The sequence below is a fragment of the Pseudomonas orientalis genome (genome assembly GCF_001439815.1).
Classification (GTDB): Bacteria; Pseudomonadota; Gammaproteobacteria; order Pseudomonadales; family Pseudomonadaceae; genus Aquipseudomonas; species Aquipseudomonas orientalis.
The window spans coordinates 210,178-226,541 of record NZ_JYLM01000002.1; the positions used below are offsets into that span (position 1 = coordinate 210,178).

Below are 16,364 nucleotides of genomic sequence, written 5' to 3' on the forward strand. Positions count from 1 at the left end.
CATGACTTTACCCTTCGTGAAGATGCACGCCCACGGCGACGACTTCATCATCATCGATCGCCGTGGCCAGGATAACCCCATTACCCCGGAGATCGCCCGGCGCCTGGGTGATCGGCACACCGGTATCGGTTTCAATCAGCTCGCCGTGATCCTCGACTGCGACGATGCCGCCGCCCGCGTGCAGTTCTGGAACACCGACGGCACACCCCTGCAAACCTGCGGCAGCGCGACACGCGGCGTGGCTGACCGGCTGATGCATGAAACAGGCGCCCACGCCATCGTGCTGCGTACCGACCGAGGGTTGCTGACGTGCGTGCGCGTCAGCGGCCAGCGCGTCTCGATAGACATGGGCGCGCCATCCTTGGAGTGGGCCGGCGTGCCGCTGGCCAGGGCGATGGACACTCGCGTGCTGCCTATCGACGGCGAGCCGGCCGCCTGTGGCATGGGCAATCCGCACTGCACGTTTTTCGTGGACGACATTGCCACCGTCGATGTCGAAGCCGTGGGCCCGGCCCTGGAACGTCACCCGCTGTTCCCGGCCAAAACCAACGTGCATTTTGTGCAGGTGCTCGACCGCAACCGCATCCGGCTGCGCATCTGGGAGCGGGGCGGTGGCGTGCCGTTGGGCTCCGGGTCGTGCTGCTGCGCGGCGGTGGTCAATGGGGTCAGGCGCGGGCTGCTTGATGACAAGGTAGAGGTCGAATGCGACGGCGGCACGCTGACGGTGCAGTGGGACGGGCAGGGCGGGGTAGTGCTCACGGGCAGTGTCGAGCCGATCATGCAGGGTGCGGCGTACCTGCCTGGAACGTCACGCTGAAGGTGGTGCCGCGCGTCGCACAAGAGTTCACCGCCACATCGCCGCCGTGCACCCTGGCCAGTTCGCGCACGATATACAGGCCCAGGCCCACGCTGCGTACATCACTGCCCTGGTGGGTGCCGCGAGTCATGGGTTCGAACAGTACGGCCAGCAACGCCTCGGGAATCGCCGTGCCGTAGTTATGCACCGACACCTCGGCGCCCCTGGCACCCAGGCGCGAGGTGACAGTGATCGGCTGTTGCAGGTCACCGTAGGCCACGCTATTGGCGACCAGATTGCCGATCACCTGCTGCACACGGTCGGCATCCAGGCACGCATCGCCACGGCCCTCGGCGTGATGCACCAGCGTGGCCCTGGGGAAGGCCACCCGCAGTTCGTCCACGGCGCGATGAATCACACTGTGCAAATCCAGCGGTTGGGCGCGGATGGTGATGCCGTGACCAACCCTGGCCTGGGTGAAGTCCAGCAGGTCGGCGATCATGCGCTGGGCACGTTCGGACGACTGGCCGATATGCCCAAGCAACTGCTGCTCCTTGGGCGTGCGCTGGCCGCGTCGAAGAAAGTCCGACGCCATGCGGATCGCGGTCAGGGGGTTCTTCAAGTCGTGGCTGACAATCGCCACCATCTGTTCGGCGAACAACGCGCGTTGCTGGGCAATGGCATAGGCCTCGCGCAATTCGGCCTGGGCCTGATGCAGTGCCTGCTCGGTGGCGGTCTTTTCCTGAAGCAGCGCTTCGGCCAGCTTGCGTGCGTTGAGCAACTCGCGCTCGTACTTGTCGCGGTCGGTCGTGCCGAACAGCGCCAGGTCGTACACCACCTCGTCGTCCTGCTGACGTTTATGGGCGTTGAGCAGCACGGTCACTTTGTGGCCGTCGCGATGGCGAATGTCGAGCTTCACCTCGTTGACGCCGCCATGCATACGCAGCATCGGCGCCAGATGGGTCTGGTAGAAAATCCGCCCGCCCATGGTCAGCAGGTCCTGAAAGCGTTGCCCGATCAGTTGGGTGCTGCCGAGGCCGAGCCAGTCGCTCAAGCGCTGGTTGGCCTGCACAATCGTGCCGTCTTGCCGGGTCACCGCCAGGGCACAGGCGGCGTTGTCGAACAGCGACTCAGCCGGCACTGACGGTCGCCCAGGGCGCCAGGAACTGATCCATGGCCGCCGCGCATGCCTGGGGCGCACTCATGTGCGGGCAGTGGCCGATGTTGTCCACCAGGTGATAGGTGCTGTTGGGCAACACGCTGTGCAGGTATTCGCCGACGGCCACGGGGGCGATCAAGTCGTCGCTTGACTGCAGGATCAGTACGGGCGTGGTCAGGCCGATCACATCGTGGCGGTTGTCCGACAGAAAGGTCACCCGCGCAAATTGCTTGGCGATGTCCGGCTCGGTGCGGCAGAAACTTGCGGTCAGTTCGGCGCTCAGTTCAGGTTGTTCCGGGGCGCCCATGATCACCGGGGCCATGCTGCTGGACCAGCCAAGGTAGTTGCTGTCGAGGGTGTCGAGCAGGTCGTCGATGTCGTCGCGCTTGAAGCCGCCGACATAGCCATCGGTGTCGATATAGCGCGGCGACGGGCCAATCATCACATGCGCCGCGACCCGCCCCGGCGCAAGGCGGTCGGCGAGGGTGCCGATCATTGCGCTGACCGAGTGCCCCACCAGAATCACCGGGCCTTGGGCGTAGGCGTCGATAATTTCATTGAGATCGCGGGCATAGCCGTTCAACGTGCTGTATTTGTCTTTATCGAACGCGCTGAGGTCCGACAGGCCGGCACCGACCAGGTCATACAGGACCACGCGAAAGCGCTCGCGAAAATGCGGCGCCAGGGCATTCCACATCGCCTGGTTGCAGCCAAAGCCATGGGAAAACACCAAAGTCGAAGAGCCGTGGCCCATCACACTGACGTTGTTGCGGTGAAGCAAGTCCATGGCGTTCTCGTAGATGGCTTAGTGCTATGCAGCGCAGCGGCAGTTTAGAGAGTCGCAGGCCCTGGGTCACGCGTTAGCGCGCGGATAAGGTAAAGTCGGCACCTTCAGGACGAAACTTCAGGTAACAATACATGATGGTGATTCTACGGCAATCGGTCTTGAGCGTGCTGGTTCTGGTACTGGCCAGTCTGTTGATCACCGCCAGGGCCGACACCTCGCCTATCGGCGTTGCGCTTGACCAGCGGGTCATTGACCTGACCAACACCCTCGACGCGGACAGCGTCCAGCGCCTCAAGCAGCAACTGGCAGACCTTGAACAACGCAAAGGCGCGCAAGTCGCTGTATTGCTGGTGCCCAGCACCGGTGATACCGCCATCGAAGACTATGCCAACCAACTGTTCCGCGCCTGGAAGCTGGGGCGCAAGGACGTCGATGACGGCATCCTGCTGGTAGTGGCCAAGAACGACCACACCCTGCGCATCGAAGTGGGCTACGGGCTGGAAGGCACGGTCACCGACCTGCTGGCCCATCGCATCATCGAAGAGCGCATCACCCCGGCGTTTCGCCAGGGTGACTTTGCCGGCGGTGTTCAACAGGGCGTGGACGCGCTGACGGTGCTGGTGGACGGCGGCGACTTGCCTGAAGTCGCCAAGCGCGGAATCAACCCGCAATTCATCGCGCTGCTGGCGGCGTTCGTTCTGGGTGGCCTGCTGGGTGTGCTGCTGGCCGCCGGCAAGTTGCATTGGCGCAAGGCCTTGATCGTCACGGTGGCGGCCACGCTGTTGCTGGCGCTGCTGGGCGGCGGGCGGGAATGGCCGATGTTTCTGTTTATCATACCGTTCACCCTGTTGATCGGCGGTGCCCTGTTTGGCGCATTGTGGCAGGTGCGGGCGCTGTTCTACGGCGTAATTGGGTTGTTGGTCTATATCGCCGCTCTGGTGGTGGCCGACCGCTACGTGGACGTCAGTTTTATCCGGTGGCTGCTGTGGCCGCTGGGCGTATTGGTGGTACTGGGGTTGTACCTGGTGCTGCTGCTGATCATGCGGCAAACCTGGAGGGCCAGCCGCACAGGTTTTAGCGTGCGACTGGTGGCGGCGGTCGTGGTGTATGGCGTGGCCGGGCTGGTGATCGATCATGGCCGCGACGGCTGGCTGCTGGCGTTCCCTATCGCGTCGTTTGTGGCGTTGATTCTTTTCGGCAAGGTCGGCGAGGGTTCGGGGTCGGGATCGAGCGGTGGCTCCGGTTCGAGTTCCGGCGGCTCCAGTTCCAGCAGCAGCTCGTCCGGCGGTGGTGGTTCCAGCGGCGGCGGCGGGGCGTCGGGGAGTTGGTAAAGAGGTAGAAGGTACCACCGAGATCCAAATGTGGGAGGGGGCTTGCCCCCGATAGCAGGGGTTCAGTCTATACATACAGTGACTGACACACCGCCATCGGGGGCAAGCCCCCTCCCACAGTTTTGACCGAGTTTGGCATGCCAGGTTGGCTGGTTGCAGCTCGCTCACAACTCACTGAGACTCTGTATCAAACCCCACCCACCAACTTCCCTCCGTCCATCCGACGCTTATACGCACTGTCCCGACTCGCCAACCAGAAGTACAACGGCGACGTCACCACCAACCCCACCACCCACGACAGGTCCGCGCCGTTGATATGTTCGGAAATCGGTCCCACGTACAGCGGCGTGTTCATGAACGGAATCTGCACCGCGATCCCCACCGCATACGCCAGCAGCGCCTGGGGGTTGTACTTGCCGTAGATGCCGCCGTCCACGCGGAAGATCGAGGCGATGTCGTATTGGCCTTTGTGGATTGCGTAGAAGTCGATCAGGTTGATCGCGGTCCACGGCACCAGCACCACGAGCAGCACCAGCACCATGTCGACGAAGTGGCCGATGAAGTCCTTGGAGGCGAATACCGCCGCAATTGCGCAGGCCACCAGCACCACAATCGAGATCACCGCGCGGCTTTTCGCCGTGGGAATCCAGCGGTAGGCGAAGGTCTGCACCAGGGTGATGATCGACAGCACCGCGCCGTACAGGTTGAGGGCGTTGTGGCTGATTACGCTGAGCAGGAACAGCACCAGCATTAAAGGACCGATGGACCCGGTGGCGAGCTTGACCGCCTCCATGGTGTCCATGCCGACGGGCGTGGCAAGCACGGCGACGGCGCCGAAGATGAACGCCAGGCTCGAACCCAGGGCCGAACCCAGGTAGGTGGTCCAGAAGGTGGAAGCGACGGGGACATCGGCCGGCAGGTAGCGCGAGTAATCCGAGACGTACGGCGCAAAGGCGATCTGCCACAGCGCGGCCAGGGACACGGTGGCCAGCCAACCGGAAATGTTGAAGCTGCCACGGGTCAGGAAATCGCTGGTCTGCACATGGGTAAAGATGTAGCCGAAGCCCAGCACGATGCCGGCGCCCAGCACCCAGGTGCCGATGCGGTTGAGCACATGAATGAAGCGATAGCCGATGATGCCGATGATCCCGGAACCGATGGCGCCGATCACGATGCCGACCGGCACCGGTACCGCATCCACCACGCCGTGCAGAGACTTACCGGCCAGCACGATATTGGAGGCGAAGAAGCCGATATACATCACGCCGGCAATCACCACCACCAGCAACGCGCCGAGGGAGCCGAACTGGGCACGGCTCTGGATCATTTGCGGAATGCCCATCTGCGGGCCCTGGGCCGAGTGCAACGCCATCAACACACCGCCCACCAGATGGCCGACGAGAATGGCGATGATGCCCCACACCAGGTTGAGGTGGAACAGCTGCACACCCAAGGCGCCGGTGACGATCGGCAGCGGTGCGATGTTGCCGCCGAACCACAGGGTGAACAGGTCTCTTACCTTTCCATGGCGATCTTCCGGGGGCACGTATCCAATCGTGTGTTTTTCGATAAGCGGGGCGGAGGATGTTGCAGTGGTAACCATGACGAGCTCCAAGGCAAGGTGAGTACGTGGACGTACTTCGCTGTGCGCAGCAACGGCGGCGCTTTGTTGTTGGAGCGATCATCTGCAATGGACACGGGGAGGTAAATTAGTAAGTTTGTTGCTATAGACCTTAAAAAAAGTATCTCGCGGCGATTTTTGCTCCGGTATGTTGCAGGGGCTCCAATTGCTGGAAAAAGCCGGTTTTTCCTGCACTGGTCTGGGGCAAAACACCCTGTTTTTCGGAGGCCCGATGGCTGCCTACAACCTGCGCCAACTCAGATATTTCGTCACCACGGCCGAATGCGGCAGCGTCGCCGAGGCGTCGCGCAAGCTGTATATCGCCCAGCCGTCGGTTTCCACCGCGATCAAGCAGTTGGAAGACAGTTTTGGCGTGCAGCTGTTTATCCGCCATCACGCCCAGGGCGTGTCCCTGACCCCCAGCGGCGCGCGGTTCTATCGCAAGGCGCTGGAGCTGTTGCGAGTGGCCCATGAGTTCGAACAGAACGCCTTGGCGGACAATGATGTGGTGGCCGGGCAGATCGATATCGGCTGCTTTGAAACCGTGGCACCGCTGTACCTGCCGCGTTTGATCGCCGGCTTCAAGGCGCGTTGGCCGGGGGTGGAGATCCGCATTCGCGATGGTGAGCAACAGGAGTTGGTGCAGGCGCTGACCGCGGGCACGATCGATGTGGCGATGCTGTTCGAACACGACCTGGGCGGCTCCATCGAAACCACGCCGTTGATGCCGCCGCAGCAGCCGTACGCGTTGTTGCCGGCCGATCATCGCTTTGCACGGCAGGCCAAAGTGTCGTTGGCGGACCTGGTGCTGGAACCGATGATTCTGCTGGACGTGCTGCCCAGCCGGACCTACTTCGTGAGCATCTTTGAAGAACGCGGGTTGACGCCGAATATCGTGTTCAGCTCGCCTTCGATCGAGATGGTGCGCGGGATGGTGGGGCGGGGGTTCGGGTTTTCGATCCTGGTGACCAAACCGTTCAGCGAGTACACCTATGATGGGCAGAAGGTGGTGTGTATTCCGTTGATGGAAACCGTGACAGGTTCAGGCTTGTCGGCCGTCTGGCTAAGACGGGCTCCACTGACCAAACCAGTGCAGTTGTTCGTCGATTATTGCCGCGAAGAACTGGCACGATTACTTGGTTGAACACAGAACAAAATGTGGGAGGGGGCAAGCCCCCTCCCACAGTTGATTGTTGGTGCGTTCAGATGCGTAGCCAGTCCAGCATCCGCTGCAACATGGCATCGCAACCCTTGAGCTGTTCCAGGCTCACAAACTCATCCGGCTTGTGCCCCTGGTCCATGCTCCCCGGTCCGCACACCACGGTGGGGATGCCGACTGCATCAAACAGCCCGCCCTCGGTACCAAACGCCACGGTGCCAAACGCCCGCGAGCCGGAAAACGCCGCAATCAACTCGGCAGCCTGGCTGCGCTCATCGGTGACCAGGCCCGGGTAGGCCGACAACTCGGTGAACCGGATCGAACTCTGCCGGCTCACGGCCTGCATGCGCGGCAGTACCTCTTGCATGGCGTACGCTTGCAACGCCTCGGCCACTTCGCCTGGATCCGTCAAGGGCAGGGCACGTATTTCAAAATCAAACCGGCAATCGGACGGTACGATATTCAGGGCCTTGCCGCCGCTGATCACCCCGGTTTGCACGGTGCTGAACGGCGGGTCGAAGCGCGGGTCCTGGTGTGCGCGCAAGCGCTGGCCGATGCGCCCCAGTTCGCCGATCAACTCGGCGGCATGTTCAATCGCATTCACGCCGGACGGTGCATACGCCGAGTGACACGCCTGGCCATGCACATCGCAGCGCATCGCCAGCTTGCCCTTGTGGCCGAGCACCGGTTTGAGCTCGGTCGGCTCGCCGATCATGCACAGCATCGGCTTCACCGGACGTTGCGCCAGCACGCCAAGCAGCGAACGCACACCGAGGCAACCGACTTCCTCGTCATAAGACAGGGCAATATGCAGCGGCAGGCGCAACGGCGCCTTGACCAGTTCCGGCACCAGCGCCAGCACGCAGGCGATATAGCCCTTCATGTCGGCGGTGCCACGGCCGTACAGCTTGCCGTCACGCTCGGTCAGTTGAAACGGTGGCAGCGTCCAGGGTTGCCCGTCCACCGGTACCACGTCGGTATGCCCCGACAGCACAATGCCGGGCAGCTCAATCGGGCCGACGCTGGCGAACAGGTTGGCCTTGCTGCCTTCTGCGTTGTAGATCAACTCACTGGCCACGCCGAAGCCCGCCAGGTAATCGCGCACGAATTCGATCAACTGCAGGTTGGATTCGCGGCTGGTGGTATCGAACCCCACCAGCGTCTGCAACAGGTCGCGGCTGCGGCTCATCGCTCGTCTCCGGCCACGCCGTAGCCGGGGGAGCGGTCGGGGGCGAGGGCGCGGTCGACGTAGTCCTGCACCTGCGGGCGGTAGGCGTCCCAGAGTGTTTGCAGTTCACCAATGGGCGCTTCATCGGCCCAGTCCACGCGCAAGTTGATGATCGGCCAGGTGAGTTCGCCCACCACCACCAGCGCAGCCGAATGCACCGGGCCTGCTTCGCCGCCGGCGGCGATGGCGGCATGCATGGCCGCCAGCAAGCGGTCGGCCAACTGGCCTTCGCCGTGTTCGAAGGCCTGGACCATCGCTTCGATCACCCCTGGGTCAGCGAGCATATTGCCCGCCGCCACGCACTGCTCGCCCGACAGGGCATTGTGGGTGCCCAGGGTTTCGCTGCCGCTGAAATGCACGCTGCGGCCCAAGTGATCGATCGCCGTGAGTTGCCGGTATTGACTGTAGCCGTTGCGCGTCAGGGCGGTGTCGATGGCATCGGCGGGCGTGAGGCCTTGCTCGAGCAAATCGAGCACGTCGGGGCCGAGGGCCGGCAACGTGATGTTCTGGGTGGCGACCGCGCCCACGCCCGGGCGCAGCCATGGGCAGCGGGCGCCCACGGCGATGCTCGATGAGCTGATGGCGATGCCCAACTGGCCGGTGTCCGCGCAGCGACCGACGATGGAAAAGGTCATGGCTCGCCTCCTTATTCCGGGATAACCGCGATCACATCAATTTCCATCAGCCACTGCGGCTGGCCCAGGGCCGAGACCACCAGCCCGGTGGAGATCGGGAACACGCCCTTGAGCCACTTGCCGACTTCCTGATACACCGGTTCGCGGTAGCGCGGATCGATCAGGTAGGTGGTGGTCTTGACGATATGGCTGAGCTCGCTGCCGGCTTCTTCCAGCAGTTGCTTGACGTTGCGCATGGCCTGTTCGGCCTGGGCCCGCGGGTCACCGAGGCCCACCAACTGGCCATCGAAATCCGTGCCCACCTGGCCGCGCACATACACGGTGTTGCCGGCGCGCACGGCCTGGCACAGGTCGTTGTCCAGGCTCTGGTTGGGGTAGGTTTGCCGGGTGTTGAACATGCGGATACGGGTGTGAGTAGGCATTGTGAAAAACTCCGGTAAAGGGATCAGGCGCTGACAGGGGACGGGCGAACCGGCGAGGCGGGTTCGCGGTACTCAAGGTATTGACGCTGGATGGCGATGTGGTCCGCCACGTACTTGGCGTCATGCCATACGCCCCAGATAAACGACGAGCCACGCCGTGACTGCCAGGGCAGTCCGAGGAAATAAATGCCGGCTTCGCTGGAGACACCGCGCTGGTGCCGGGGCTTGCCGGCCGCATCGAACGCATCCACCTGGAGCCAGCTGTAGTCCACGGCAAACCCGGTGGCCCAGATGATCGAGGTGATGCCGGCCTGGGCCAGGTCCAGTTCCAGGATCGGGTTTTTGATGCAGTGCGCATCCGGGAATACGCGGCGGGCTTCGGGCTCCAGGGGCAAGTCCAGGCCGTTGCGCTCGATGTAGGCGTCGGCCGCATCCAGCAGGGCCAGGTAGTTCTCGTCGCCACGGGCCAGGTTGTCCACCAGGTTGGGTTGGAACCTAGCCACGTTGCCATGGAAGGATTGGGTGAGGCCGACCAACGTCATGCCTTGCTGGGCCAGCTCACGAAAATCGATGGTCCTGCCGCCGTGGGCGCCGCTCACCGCAATGGTCACGTGCTCGCGGCCAGGCTTCATCGCCGCCTGGTCCCACTCGCCCAGCACCCCCAGCCACCAGCAGAAATCGCGGTTGCGATAAGCGCGAGGCGGGCGGTCATGGGCACCGACCGACAGGTACACCTGGCGACCGGCGCGCTGCAACTCATCGGCAATCTGTACCCCGGAAGAACCGGCGCCCACCACCAGCACGGCGCCTGCCGGCAGTTGCGCGGGGTTGCGGTAGTCGGCGGAATGAATCTGATGCAGCGCCGCATTTATCGGCGCGATGGCCGGGATCACCGGCTTCTGGAACGGGCCGGTGGCCGCCACCACCCGGTTGGCTTCGATCACGCCTTCGCTGGTGTGCACGGTAAAGCCTGGGCGACCTTCGTTGCGCACCACCGACGTGACGTCCACGCCCGTGCGAATCGGCGCATTGAACGTGCGCGCATACGCTTCGAAGTAATCCGCCACGCGCTCCTTGGGCGCAAAGCCGTCCGGCGCGATGTCGTCGAATTCCAGGCCGGGAAAACGGTCATGCCAGGCCGGCCCGTTGGCGACCAACGAGTCCCAGCGCCCGGTGCGCCAGCGCTCGGCGATGCGGCTGCGTTCCAGCACCAGGTGTGGCACGCCGTGCTTGCTCAAGTGCTCGCTCATGGCCACGCCGGCCTGGCCGGCGCCCACCACCAGGGTGTCTGTTTTTGTTATTGCTTGGGTCATGTGTCTGTCCTTGCGTAATGCAGTTGGATTCAGCTTGGGCATGACTGCAAGGCTAGGGGGAGGGGGGTTTTTAATAAAATATTATTAAGCTTGGGAGTGAGCATAAATATCGGATGCAGAGCGGGGTGTGAGGGGCTGACTGAGGCGACTCGGTCGAATGTGGGAGACAGGTTTTGTAATAGTTTTGAATTGTAGGAATTAAGTGTTTTGGCTGTAGGATTCAGGTCCTTTTGTTATGTCAGGACTTGCATGAACACCCTCTCGGAGCCCCCCAGTCGTCTTTCCCCAGGACACCCGCTGTCGTCGTTCCCGCTCAAACACCCCGTATTTCATCGACTAATCTTGTCCCGGTCCAATGATCGCGCTTTGCCGTGCCCGGCATTCTGAAAAACTTGAATACAGAGAATCCATAGATGGAATGGTTAGCGGATCCAACGGCCTGGCTCGGCCTGGCGACCTTGATTGTGTTGGAACTGGTGCTGGGCATCGACAACCTGGTGTTTATCGCGATTCTGGCGGACAAGCTGCCGCCGGAGCAGCGCGACCGTGCGCGGCTGATCGGTTTGTCCCTGGCCTTGCTGATGCGCCTGGGCCTGCTGGCGAGTATCTCCTGGTTGGTGACGCTGACCCAGCCGCTGTTCGAAGTGTTCGACAAGAGCTTCTCCGGGCGTGACCTGATCATGCTGTTTGGCGGTGTGTTCCTGTTGTTCAAGGCCACCATGGAACTGCATGAACGCCTGGAAGGGCATGTGGCCCAGCACAAGGGCAACGTGGCGTACGCGATGTTCTGGCCGATCGTGGCGCAGATTGTGGTGCTTGACGCGGTGTTCTCCCTGGACGCGGTGATAACCGCCGTGGGCATGGTCGATGAGCTGGCGGTGATGATGATCGCGGTGATTGTGTCCATCGGCCTGATGATTGTGGCGAGCAAGCCGCTGACCCGCTTCGTCAACGCGCACCCGACGGTGATCATGCTGTGCCTGGGCTTTTTGATGATGATCGGCTTCGCGCTGACTGCCGAAGGCCTGGGTTTCCATATTCCAAAAGGCTACTTGTACGCGGCAATCGGCTTCTCGATTCTGATTGAAGTGTTCAACCAGATCGCCCGCTCGCGGCGCAAGAAGTCGGCGCAAGGCGTATTGCCGGTGCGTGAGCGTACCGCCCACGCGGTGATGCGCCTGCTCGGCGGTCGCAGCCTGGCGTTGGAGGAGGTCGGCGAAGAGGTGGCGGACCTGCTGGACGAGTCGGATGCTGCGCAGGGCCCGTTGTTCGACCGACGCGAGCGCGTGATGATCAGTGGTGTGCTGCAACTGGCAGAACGACCGATCCGCACGCTGATGACGCCACGGGCCAAGGTCGACTGTATCGATTTGGCGGACGATCCCGAGAGTATTCGCCTGAAACTGATGCACTCGTCCTACTCGCGGTTGCCGTTGATTCGCAACGGCGCAGTGGATGAGCCCCTGGGCTTCGTGCACAAGAAGGAATTGCTCAAGGATTATCTGGCCGGCAACGAGCCGAACCTGGAGCATTTGGCGCGCCGGGCGATCAACCTGCTGGAAAGCTTTTCGATCCTGAACGCACTGGAACAGATGCGCCAGGAATCAACCCATATCGCCTTTGTGATCAACGAGTTCGGTGATTTCATGGGCGTGCTGAGCATGACCGACATTCTCGAATCCATCGCCGGTGAGCTGCCGGATGCCAGCGAGATCGAAGGGCCGGGCATTGTCGAGAACGGCGCGGGGTTTCGTGCCGATGGCGCGTTGAACCTCGACCAGGTCCGCCGGCGCACCGGCTTCAAGGCGGCCGCTACCGAGGATTACCAGACCCTGGCCGGTCTGGTCATGAGCCTGCTTGATCGCCTGCCCGTGGTGGGCGATCACCTGGAACATGAAGGTTGGCGCTTGACGGTGGCTGCGGTGCGAGAGCGCCGGGTGACGCAGGTAGGCCTTGAGCCTCTTTCAGGGCGTGCCTGAATATGCCTTCAAGGGTCTGCTTTTGGGTTGCCTGGGGGCCAAATCCTTCGATGAATTTCTTGACCTTGCCGTTGACGTGGGGAACGAGAGTGGGTGTCGCTCTCACCCCTGGCAATCTGGGAGTTTTTGCGATATCGACCACCAGGCATTTCACTGTTTTGTAATGCCGTGCAACCGCTTCAAAGTGTTCGGCTGCGGGGCCGCATCCCGGGCAGGTCTCTGAAACAAACAGTATGAATACGATTGGAGCGGATCCTACGATCAACTGATACTGCTCGTTGGTTGCAATAACGTCCTTTGCGATACCCATAGTGACTTCCCTCGGCCAGCGTTTTTTGCCAACGCTAGGCCGGTGGTGCATCGGCGTCTACTGTCAACCTTCACAGGTCCGGCTGGCGCTCCAGTCGCTCCCGGGCCTTGCGCGCCTGGCTCGCGCATTTTCGGTATTCCTCATTGTCACGGGACGCCTTGGCCTCGCGGTAGGCATGGTGATTCTGGCTGGTGTAGTTGGTGTCGAAGGCTTCCTTGAGTTTGCGCAGTTGTTCCTTGCAGTCGCGGCGGTCGTTGCTGGCAAGGGCGTTGCCGGCCATCAGGTAACACAGCATTAACAGGCCAAGGCTCAATTTCATCCGGGGGTTCCTCCGTGCAGGGGCTTGCTCGCTCTACAGGTTAGCCCAACGGTGCACAGTTGGTGCGCAGTAACACCGTTGTGGGGCAACCGGTAGCAGCCTGATAGGGTGATGGCGCAACGCCGCTGCGCTCTTCAATCTCTATCCTGCTGATCCATAAACGATTTCTCTCCTGCATATTTTTCTCTGAAGGCATATGGCACACTTTCTGCTGTCTATTCCGTTGTTACATACCAAGTTCCGGTATAGCGGAATACACATCTCCTGGAGTGCTTGTCATGCATCACCGACCTTCCGTGTTCAAAGCGTGTGTTTTTCTCGTCGCCGCATCGGCGTGCGTTGCCAGCCTCGCGCAGGCGGCGGACAGCAAGCTCGACGATGTGCTCAAGCGTGGGCATCTGATCGTGGGTACAGGCAGTACCAATGCGCCGTGGCACTTCCAGGGAGCGGATGGCAAGTTGCAGGGGTTCGATATAGACATCGGCCGCATCGTGGCCAAGGGCCTGTTCAACGACCCGAGCAAGGTCGAGTTCGTGGTGCAGTCGTCCGACGCGCGGATTCCCAACCTGCTGACCGACAAAGTCGACATGAGCTGCCAGTTCATCACCGTCACCGCAAGCCGTGCGCAGCAAGTGGCCTTCACCCTGCCGTACTACCGCGAGGGCGTCGGCCTGCTGCTGCCGAACACCAGCAAGTACAAGGAAATCGAAGACCTGCAGGCGGCGGGCGATGGCGTCACCGTGGCGGTGCTGCAGAACGTGTATGCCGAGGAATTGGTGCACCAGGCGCTGCCCAAGGCCAAGGTCGACCAGTACGACAGCGTCGACCTGATGTACCAGGCCGTGAACTCCGGTCGCGCCGATGCCGCAGCCACCGATCAGTCTTCGGTCAAATACCTGATGGTGCAAAACCCTGGCCGCTATCGCAGCCCGACTTACGCCTGGAGCCCGCAGACCTATGCGTGCGCGGTCAAGCGTGGCGACCAGGACTGGCTGAACTTCGTCAATACCGCGCTGCATGAAGCCATGACCGGTGTGGAGTTCCCCGCCTACAAGGCCTCGTTCAAGCAATGGTTCGGCGTTGACCTGCCGGAGCCGGCGATTGGTTTTCCTGTGGAATTCAAATGACCCGCAACAATCGGGGCGCGCTTGATGGCGCCCCATTCAGGTAGTGCCGACCATGAACTATCAGTTGAACTTTGCCGCCGTGTGGCGTGATTTCGACACCTTGCTGGCGGGCCTCGGCCTGGGCCTGCAGTTGGCCTTGCTGTCGATCGCCATCGGCTGCGTGATCGGCCTGCTGATGGCGTTTGCCATGCTGTCCAGGCACCGCGCATTACGTATCTTTGCTTCGGTGTACGTGACGGTGGTGCGCAACACGCCGATCCTGGTCCTGATCCTGTTGATCTACTTCGCCTTGCCGTCGCTGGGGATTCGCCTGGATAAAATCCCCTCGTTCATCATCACCTTGTCGCTGTACGCCGGGGCCTATCTGACCGAAGTGTTCCGCGCCGGTCTGTTGAACATTCCCAAGGGCCTGCGCGAAGCCGGCTTGGCGATTGGCCTGGGTGAGTGGCGTATCCGCGCCTATATCACCGTACCGGTGATGCTGCGCAACGTGCTGCCGGCGCTGTCGAACAACTTTATCTCGCTGTTCAAGGACACGTCCCTGGCCGCTGCGATTGCGGTGCCGGAGCTGACCTATTACGCCCGCAAGATCAACGTCGAAAGCTACCGGGTGATTGAAACCTGGCTGGTCACGACCGCGCTCTACGTGGCTGCCTGTTACCTCATCGCCATGCTGCTCCGTTACCTGGAACAGCGTCTGGCGATCCGTCGTTAAGGAGGGTTTCCATGTACGAATCCCCCAGTTGGCTGCATGAATTGTGGATCGCCCGGGAGACGCTGTGGGCAGGGTTTCAGACCAGCATTTATTGCTCGGCGCTGGCGATTGTCTTCGGCACCCTGATCGGCATCTTCGCCGGGCTGGTGCTCACTTACGGCAAGTTCTGGATGCGTGCGCCGTTTCGCCTGTATGTCGACCTGATTCGCGGCACACCGGTGTTTGTACTGGTGTTGGCGTGTTTCTACATGCTGCCGGCACTCGGTTGGCAGATCAGCGCGTTCCAGGCCGGCGCCGTCGGGCTCACGCTGTTCTGCGGCTCCCACGTCGCGGAAATCGTGCGCGGTGCGCTGCAGGCCATTCCCCGTGGGCAACTGGAAGCGGGCAAGGCGATTGGCCTGACGTTCTACCAGTCCCTGGGCTACGTGCTGTTGCCCCAGGCGCTGCGCCAGATCCTGCCGACCTGGGTCAATTCCTCGACGGAAATCGTCAAGGCCTCGACCTTGCTCTCGGTGATCGGCGTGGCCGAATTACTGCTGAGCACCCAGCAAGTCATCGCGCGCACCTTCATGACCCTGGAGTTCTACCTGTTCGCAGGCTTTATGTTCTTTGTCATCAACTACGCCATTGAAATATTCGGGCGCTACATTGAAAAGCGGGTGGCCTTGCCATGAATCAACTTCAAACAACCGAGTCGCTGTTGAACATTCGTGGCCTGCGCAAGCAATACGGGGCAGTGGAAGTGCTCAAGGGCGTCGACCTGAGCCTGCAGCGCGGCAACGTGGTGACCCTGATCGGCTCCAGCGGCTCGGGCAAGACCACCCTGTTGCGGTGCGTCAACCTGCTGGAGGAATTCCAGGGCGGGCAGATCACCCTGGACGGCGAATCCATCGGCTACAGCGACGTGGGCGGCAGGCGCGTGCGTCACCCCGAGCGCGTGATCGCCCAGCACCGCGCCATGACGGGCATGGCGTTCCAGCAGTTCAACCTGTTCCCGCATTTGACCGCCTTGCAGAACGTGACCCTGGGCTTGTTGAAAGTTAAGAAAATGCCTAAGGACGAGGCCGTGTCCCTCGCGGAAAAATGGCTCGACCGCGTGGGACTTCTGGAGCGTCGCAATCACTTCCCCGGCCAACTGTCCGGCGGCCAGCAACAGCGCGTGGCGATTGCGCGGGCCATTGCCATGAACCCCAGCCTGATGCTGTTCGACGAGGTCACCTCGGCCCTCGATCCGGAACTGGTGGGCGAAGTGCTCAGCGTGATCAAAGGGCTGGCGGAGGAGGGCATGACCATGTTGCTGGTCACCCATGAAATGCGCTTTGCCTATGAAGTGTCGGACAAAATCGTGTTCATGAACCAGGGGCGCATTGAAGAGCAGGGCAGCGCCAAGGATATTTTCGAACGCCCGCAGTCGCCGCGACTGGCGGAATTTCTCAAGAACATTCGTTTTTAATCAAGGAGCT

The 16,364-nt window shown here is 61.8% G+C and carries 16 protein-coding genes and 1 pseudogene; 8 read left to right on the forward strand and 9 right to left on the reverse strand.

From position 1 onward, the window contains the following. Position 1 precedes the first annotated feature (1 nt). A complete protein-coding gene (gene dapF, locus TU82_RS05290) occupies positions 2-817 on the forward strand; it encodes a diaminopimelate epimerase (protein ID WP_057722080.1) in 816 nt (271 codons plus the stop codon). On the opposite strand, the gene TU82_RS05295 is transcribed toward dapF, so the two are convergent. Both TU82_RS05295 and TU82_RS05300 read right to left on the reverse strand, forming a co-directional pair. Beyond that, positions 777-1,937: a PAS domain-containing sensor histidine kinase gene (locus TU82_RS05295; RefSeq protein WP_057722081.1), complete on the reverse strand. Its 1,161-nt coding sequence runs from the start codon at positions 1,935-1,937 to the stop codon at positions 777-779. The two genes, dapF and TU82_RS05295, sit on opposite strands and share 41 nt — an antisense overlap. Then, positions 1,927-2,742, reverse strand: a complete 816-nt coding sequence (locus TU82_RS05300) for an alpha/beta fold hydrolase (RefSeq protein ID WP_057722082.1) — start codon at positions 2,740-2,742, stop codon at positions 1,927-1,929. Before TU82_RS05300 ends, TU82_RS05295 begins: the two co-directional genes overlap by 11 nt. A 131-nt stretch (positions 2,743-2,873) precedes the next feature. On the opposite strand from TU82_RS05300, the gene TU82_RS05305 reads away from it, so the two are divergent. Beyond that, positions 2,874-4,073, forward strand: coding sequence for a TPM domain-containing protein (locus tag TU82_RS05305; protein ID WP_057722083.1), 1,200 nt, complete (start codon positions 2,874-2,876; stop codon positions 4,071-4,073). A 187-nt stretch (positions 4,074-4,260) separates the two neighbouring features. Here TU82_RS05305 and TU82_RS05310 read toward each other — a convergent pair whose 3' ends face one another. Further along, positions 4,261-5,676: a purine-cytosine permease family protein gene (locus TU82_RS05310; protein WP_057722084.1), complete on the reverse strand. Its 1,416-nt coding sequence runs from the start codon at positions 5,674-5,676 to the stop codon at positions 4,261-4,263. Between the two features lie 250 nt (positions 5,677-5,926). Here TU82_RS05310 and TU82_RS05315 point away from each other — a divergent pair, with 250 nt between their 5' ends. After that, the gene (locus TU82_RS05315) at positions 5,927-6,838 is read left to right on the forward strand and encodes a LysR substrate-binding domain-containing protein (RefSeq protein WP_057722602.1); all 912 of its coding nucleotides are present in this window, start codon (positions 5,927-5,929) and stop codon (positions 6,836-6,838) included. Positions 6,839-6,896: 58 nt separating this feature from the next. On the opposite strand, the gene argE is transcribed toward TU82_RS05315, so the two are convergent. The 4 genes from argE to TU82_RS05335 are packed head-to-tail and all read right to left on the reverse strand — an operon-like array spanning position 6,897 to position 10,493. Then, positions 6,897-8,042, reverse strand: coding sequence for an acetylornithine deacetylase (gene argE, locus TU82_RS05320; protein WP_057722085.1), 1,146 nt, complete (start codon positions 8,040-8,042; stop codon positions 6,897-6,899). Next, positions 8,039-8,716 carry a DUF1028 domain-containing protein gene (locus TU82_RS05325; RefSeq protein WP_057722086.1) on the reverse strand — a complete coding sequence of 226 codons (678 nt, stop codon included), beginning with the start codon at positions 8,714-8,716 and terminating at the stop codon, positions 8,039-8,041. The genes argE and TU82_RS05325 overlap by 4 nt, the downstream gene beginning before the upstream one ends. Positions 8,717-8,727: 11 nt before the next feature. Continuing rightward, the gene (locus tag TU82_RS05330; protein ID WP_057722087.1) at positions 8,728-9,138 is read right to left on the reverse strand and encodes a RidA family protein; all 411 of its coding nucleotides are present in this window, start codon (positions 9,136-9,138) and stop codon (positions 8,728-8,730) included. 23 nt (positions 9,139-9,161) lie between these two features. Then, the gene (locus tag TU82_RS05335) at positions 9,162-10,493 is read right to left on the reverse strand and encodes a flavin-containing monooxygenase (protein WP_420892997.1); all 1,332 of its coding nucleotides are present in this window, start codon (positions 10,491-10,493) and stop codon (positions 9,162-9,164) included. Between the two features lie 371 nt (positions 10,494-10,864). Here TU82_RS05335 and TU82_RS05340 point away from each other — a divergent pair, with 371 nt between their 5' ends. Then, positions 10,865-12,430, forward strand: coding sequence for a TerC family protein (locus TU82_RS05340; protein WP_057722089.1), 1,566 nt, complete (start codon positions 10,865-10,867; stop codon positions 12,428-12,430). A gap of 37 nt (positions 12,431-12,467) precedes the next feature. Here the strand turns inward: TU82_RS05340 and TU82_RS29490 are convergent. Next, a pseudogene (locus TU82_RS29490) lies at positions 12,468-12,791 on the reverse strand (thioredoxin family protein); the annotation flags it as partial. A 19-nt stretch (positions 12,792-12,810) separates the two neighbouring features. Next, positions 12,811-13,059, reverse strand: coding sequence for a hypothetical protein (locus TU82_RS05345; RefSeq protein ID WP_057722090.1), 249 nt, complete (start codon positions 13,057-13,059; stop codon positions 12,811-12,813). A 278-nt stretch (positions 13,060-13,337) separates the two neighbouring features. Between TU82_RS05345 and TU82_RS05350 the strand changes: the two genes are divergently transcribed. The 4 genes from TU82_RS05350 to TU82_RS05365 are packed head-to-tail and all read left to right on the forward strand — an operon-like array spanning position 13,338 to position 16,354. Further along, a complete protein-coding gene (locus TU82_RS05350) occupies positions 13,338-14,186 on the forward strand; it encodes a transporter substrate-binding protein (protein ID WP_057722091.1) in 849 nt (282 codons plus the stop codon). 52 nt (positions 14,187-14,238) lie between these two features. Then, positions 14,239-14,901 (forward strand): amino acid ABC transporter permease, encoded by a 663-nt coding sequence (locus TU82_RS05355; protein ID WP_017737242.1) that lies wholly within the window; start codon positions 14,239-14,241, stop codon positions 14,899-14,901. 11 nt (positions 14,902-14,912) lie between these two features. Continuing rightward, positions 14,913-15,575 (forward strand): amino acid ABC transporter permease, encoded by a 663-nt coding sequence (locus TU82_RS05360; RefSeq protein WP_057722092.1) that lies wholly within the window; start codon positions 14,913-14,915, stop codon positions 15,573-15,575. Beyond that, on the forward strand, positions 15,572-16,354 hold the full coding sequence (locus tag TU82_RS05365) for an amino acid ABC transporter ATP-binding protein (RefSeq protein WP_057722093.1): 783 nt from the start codon (positions 15,572-15,574) through the stop codon (positions 16,352-16,354). The genes TU82_RS05360 and TU82_RS05365 overlap by 4 nt, the downstream gene beginning before the upstream one ends. Positions 16,355-16,364 lie beyond the last annotated feature (10 nt).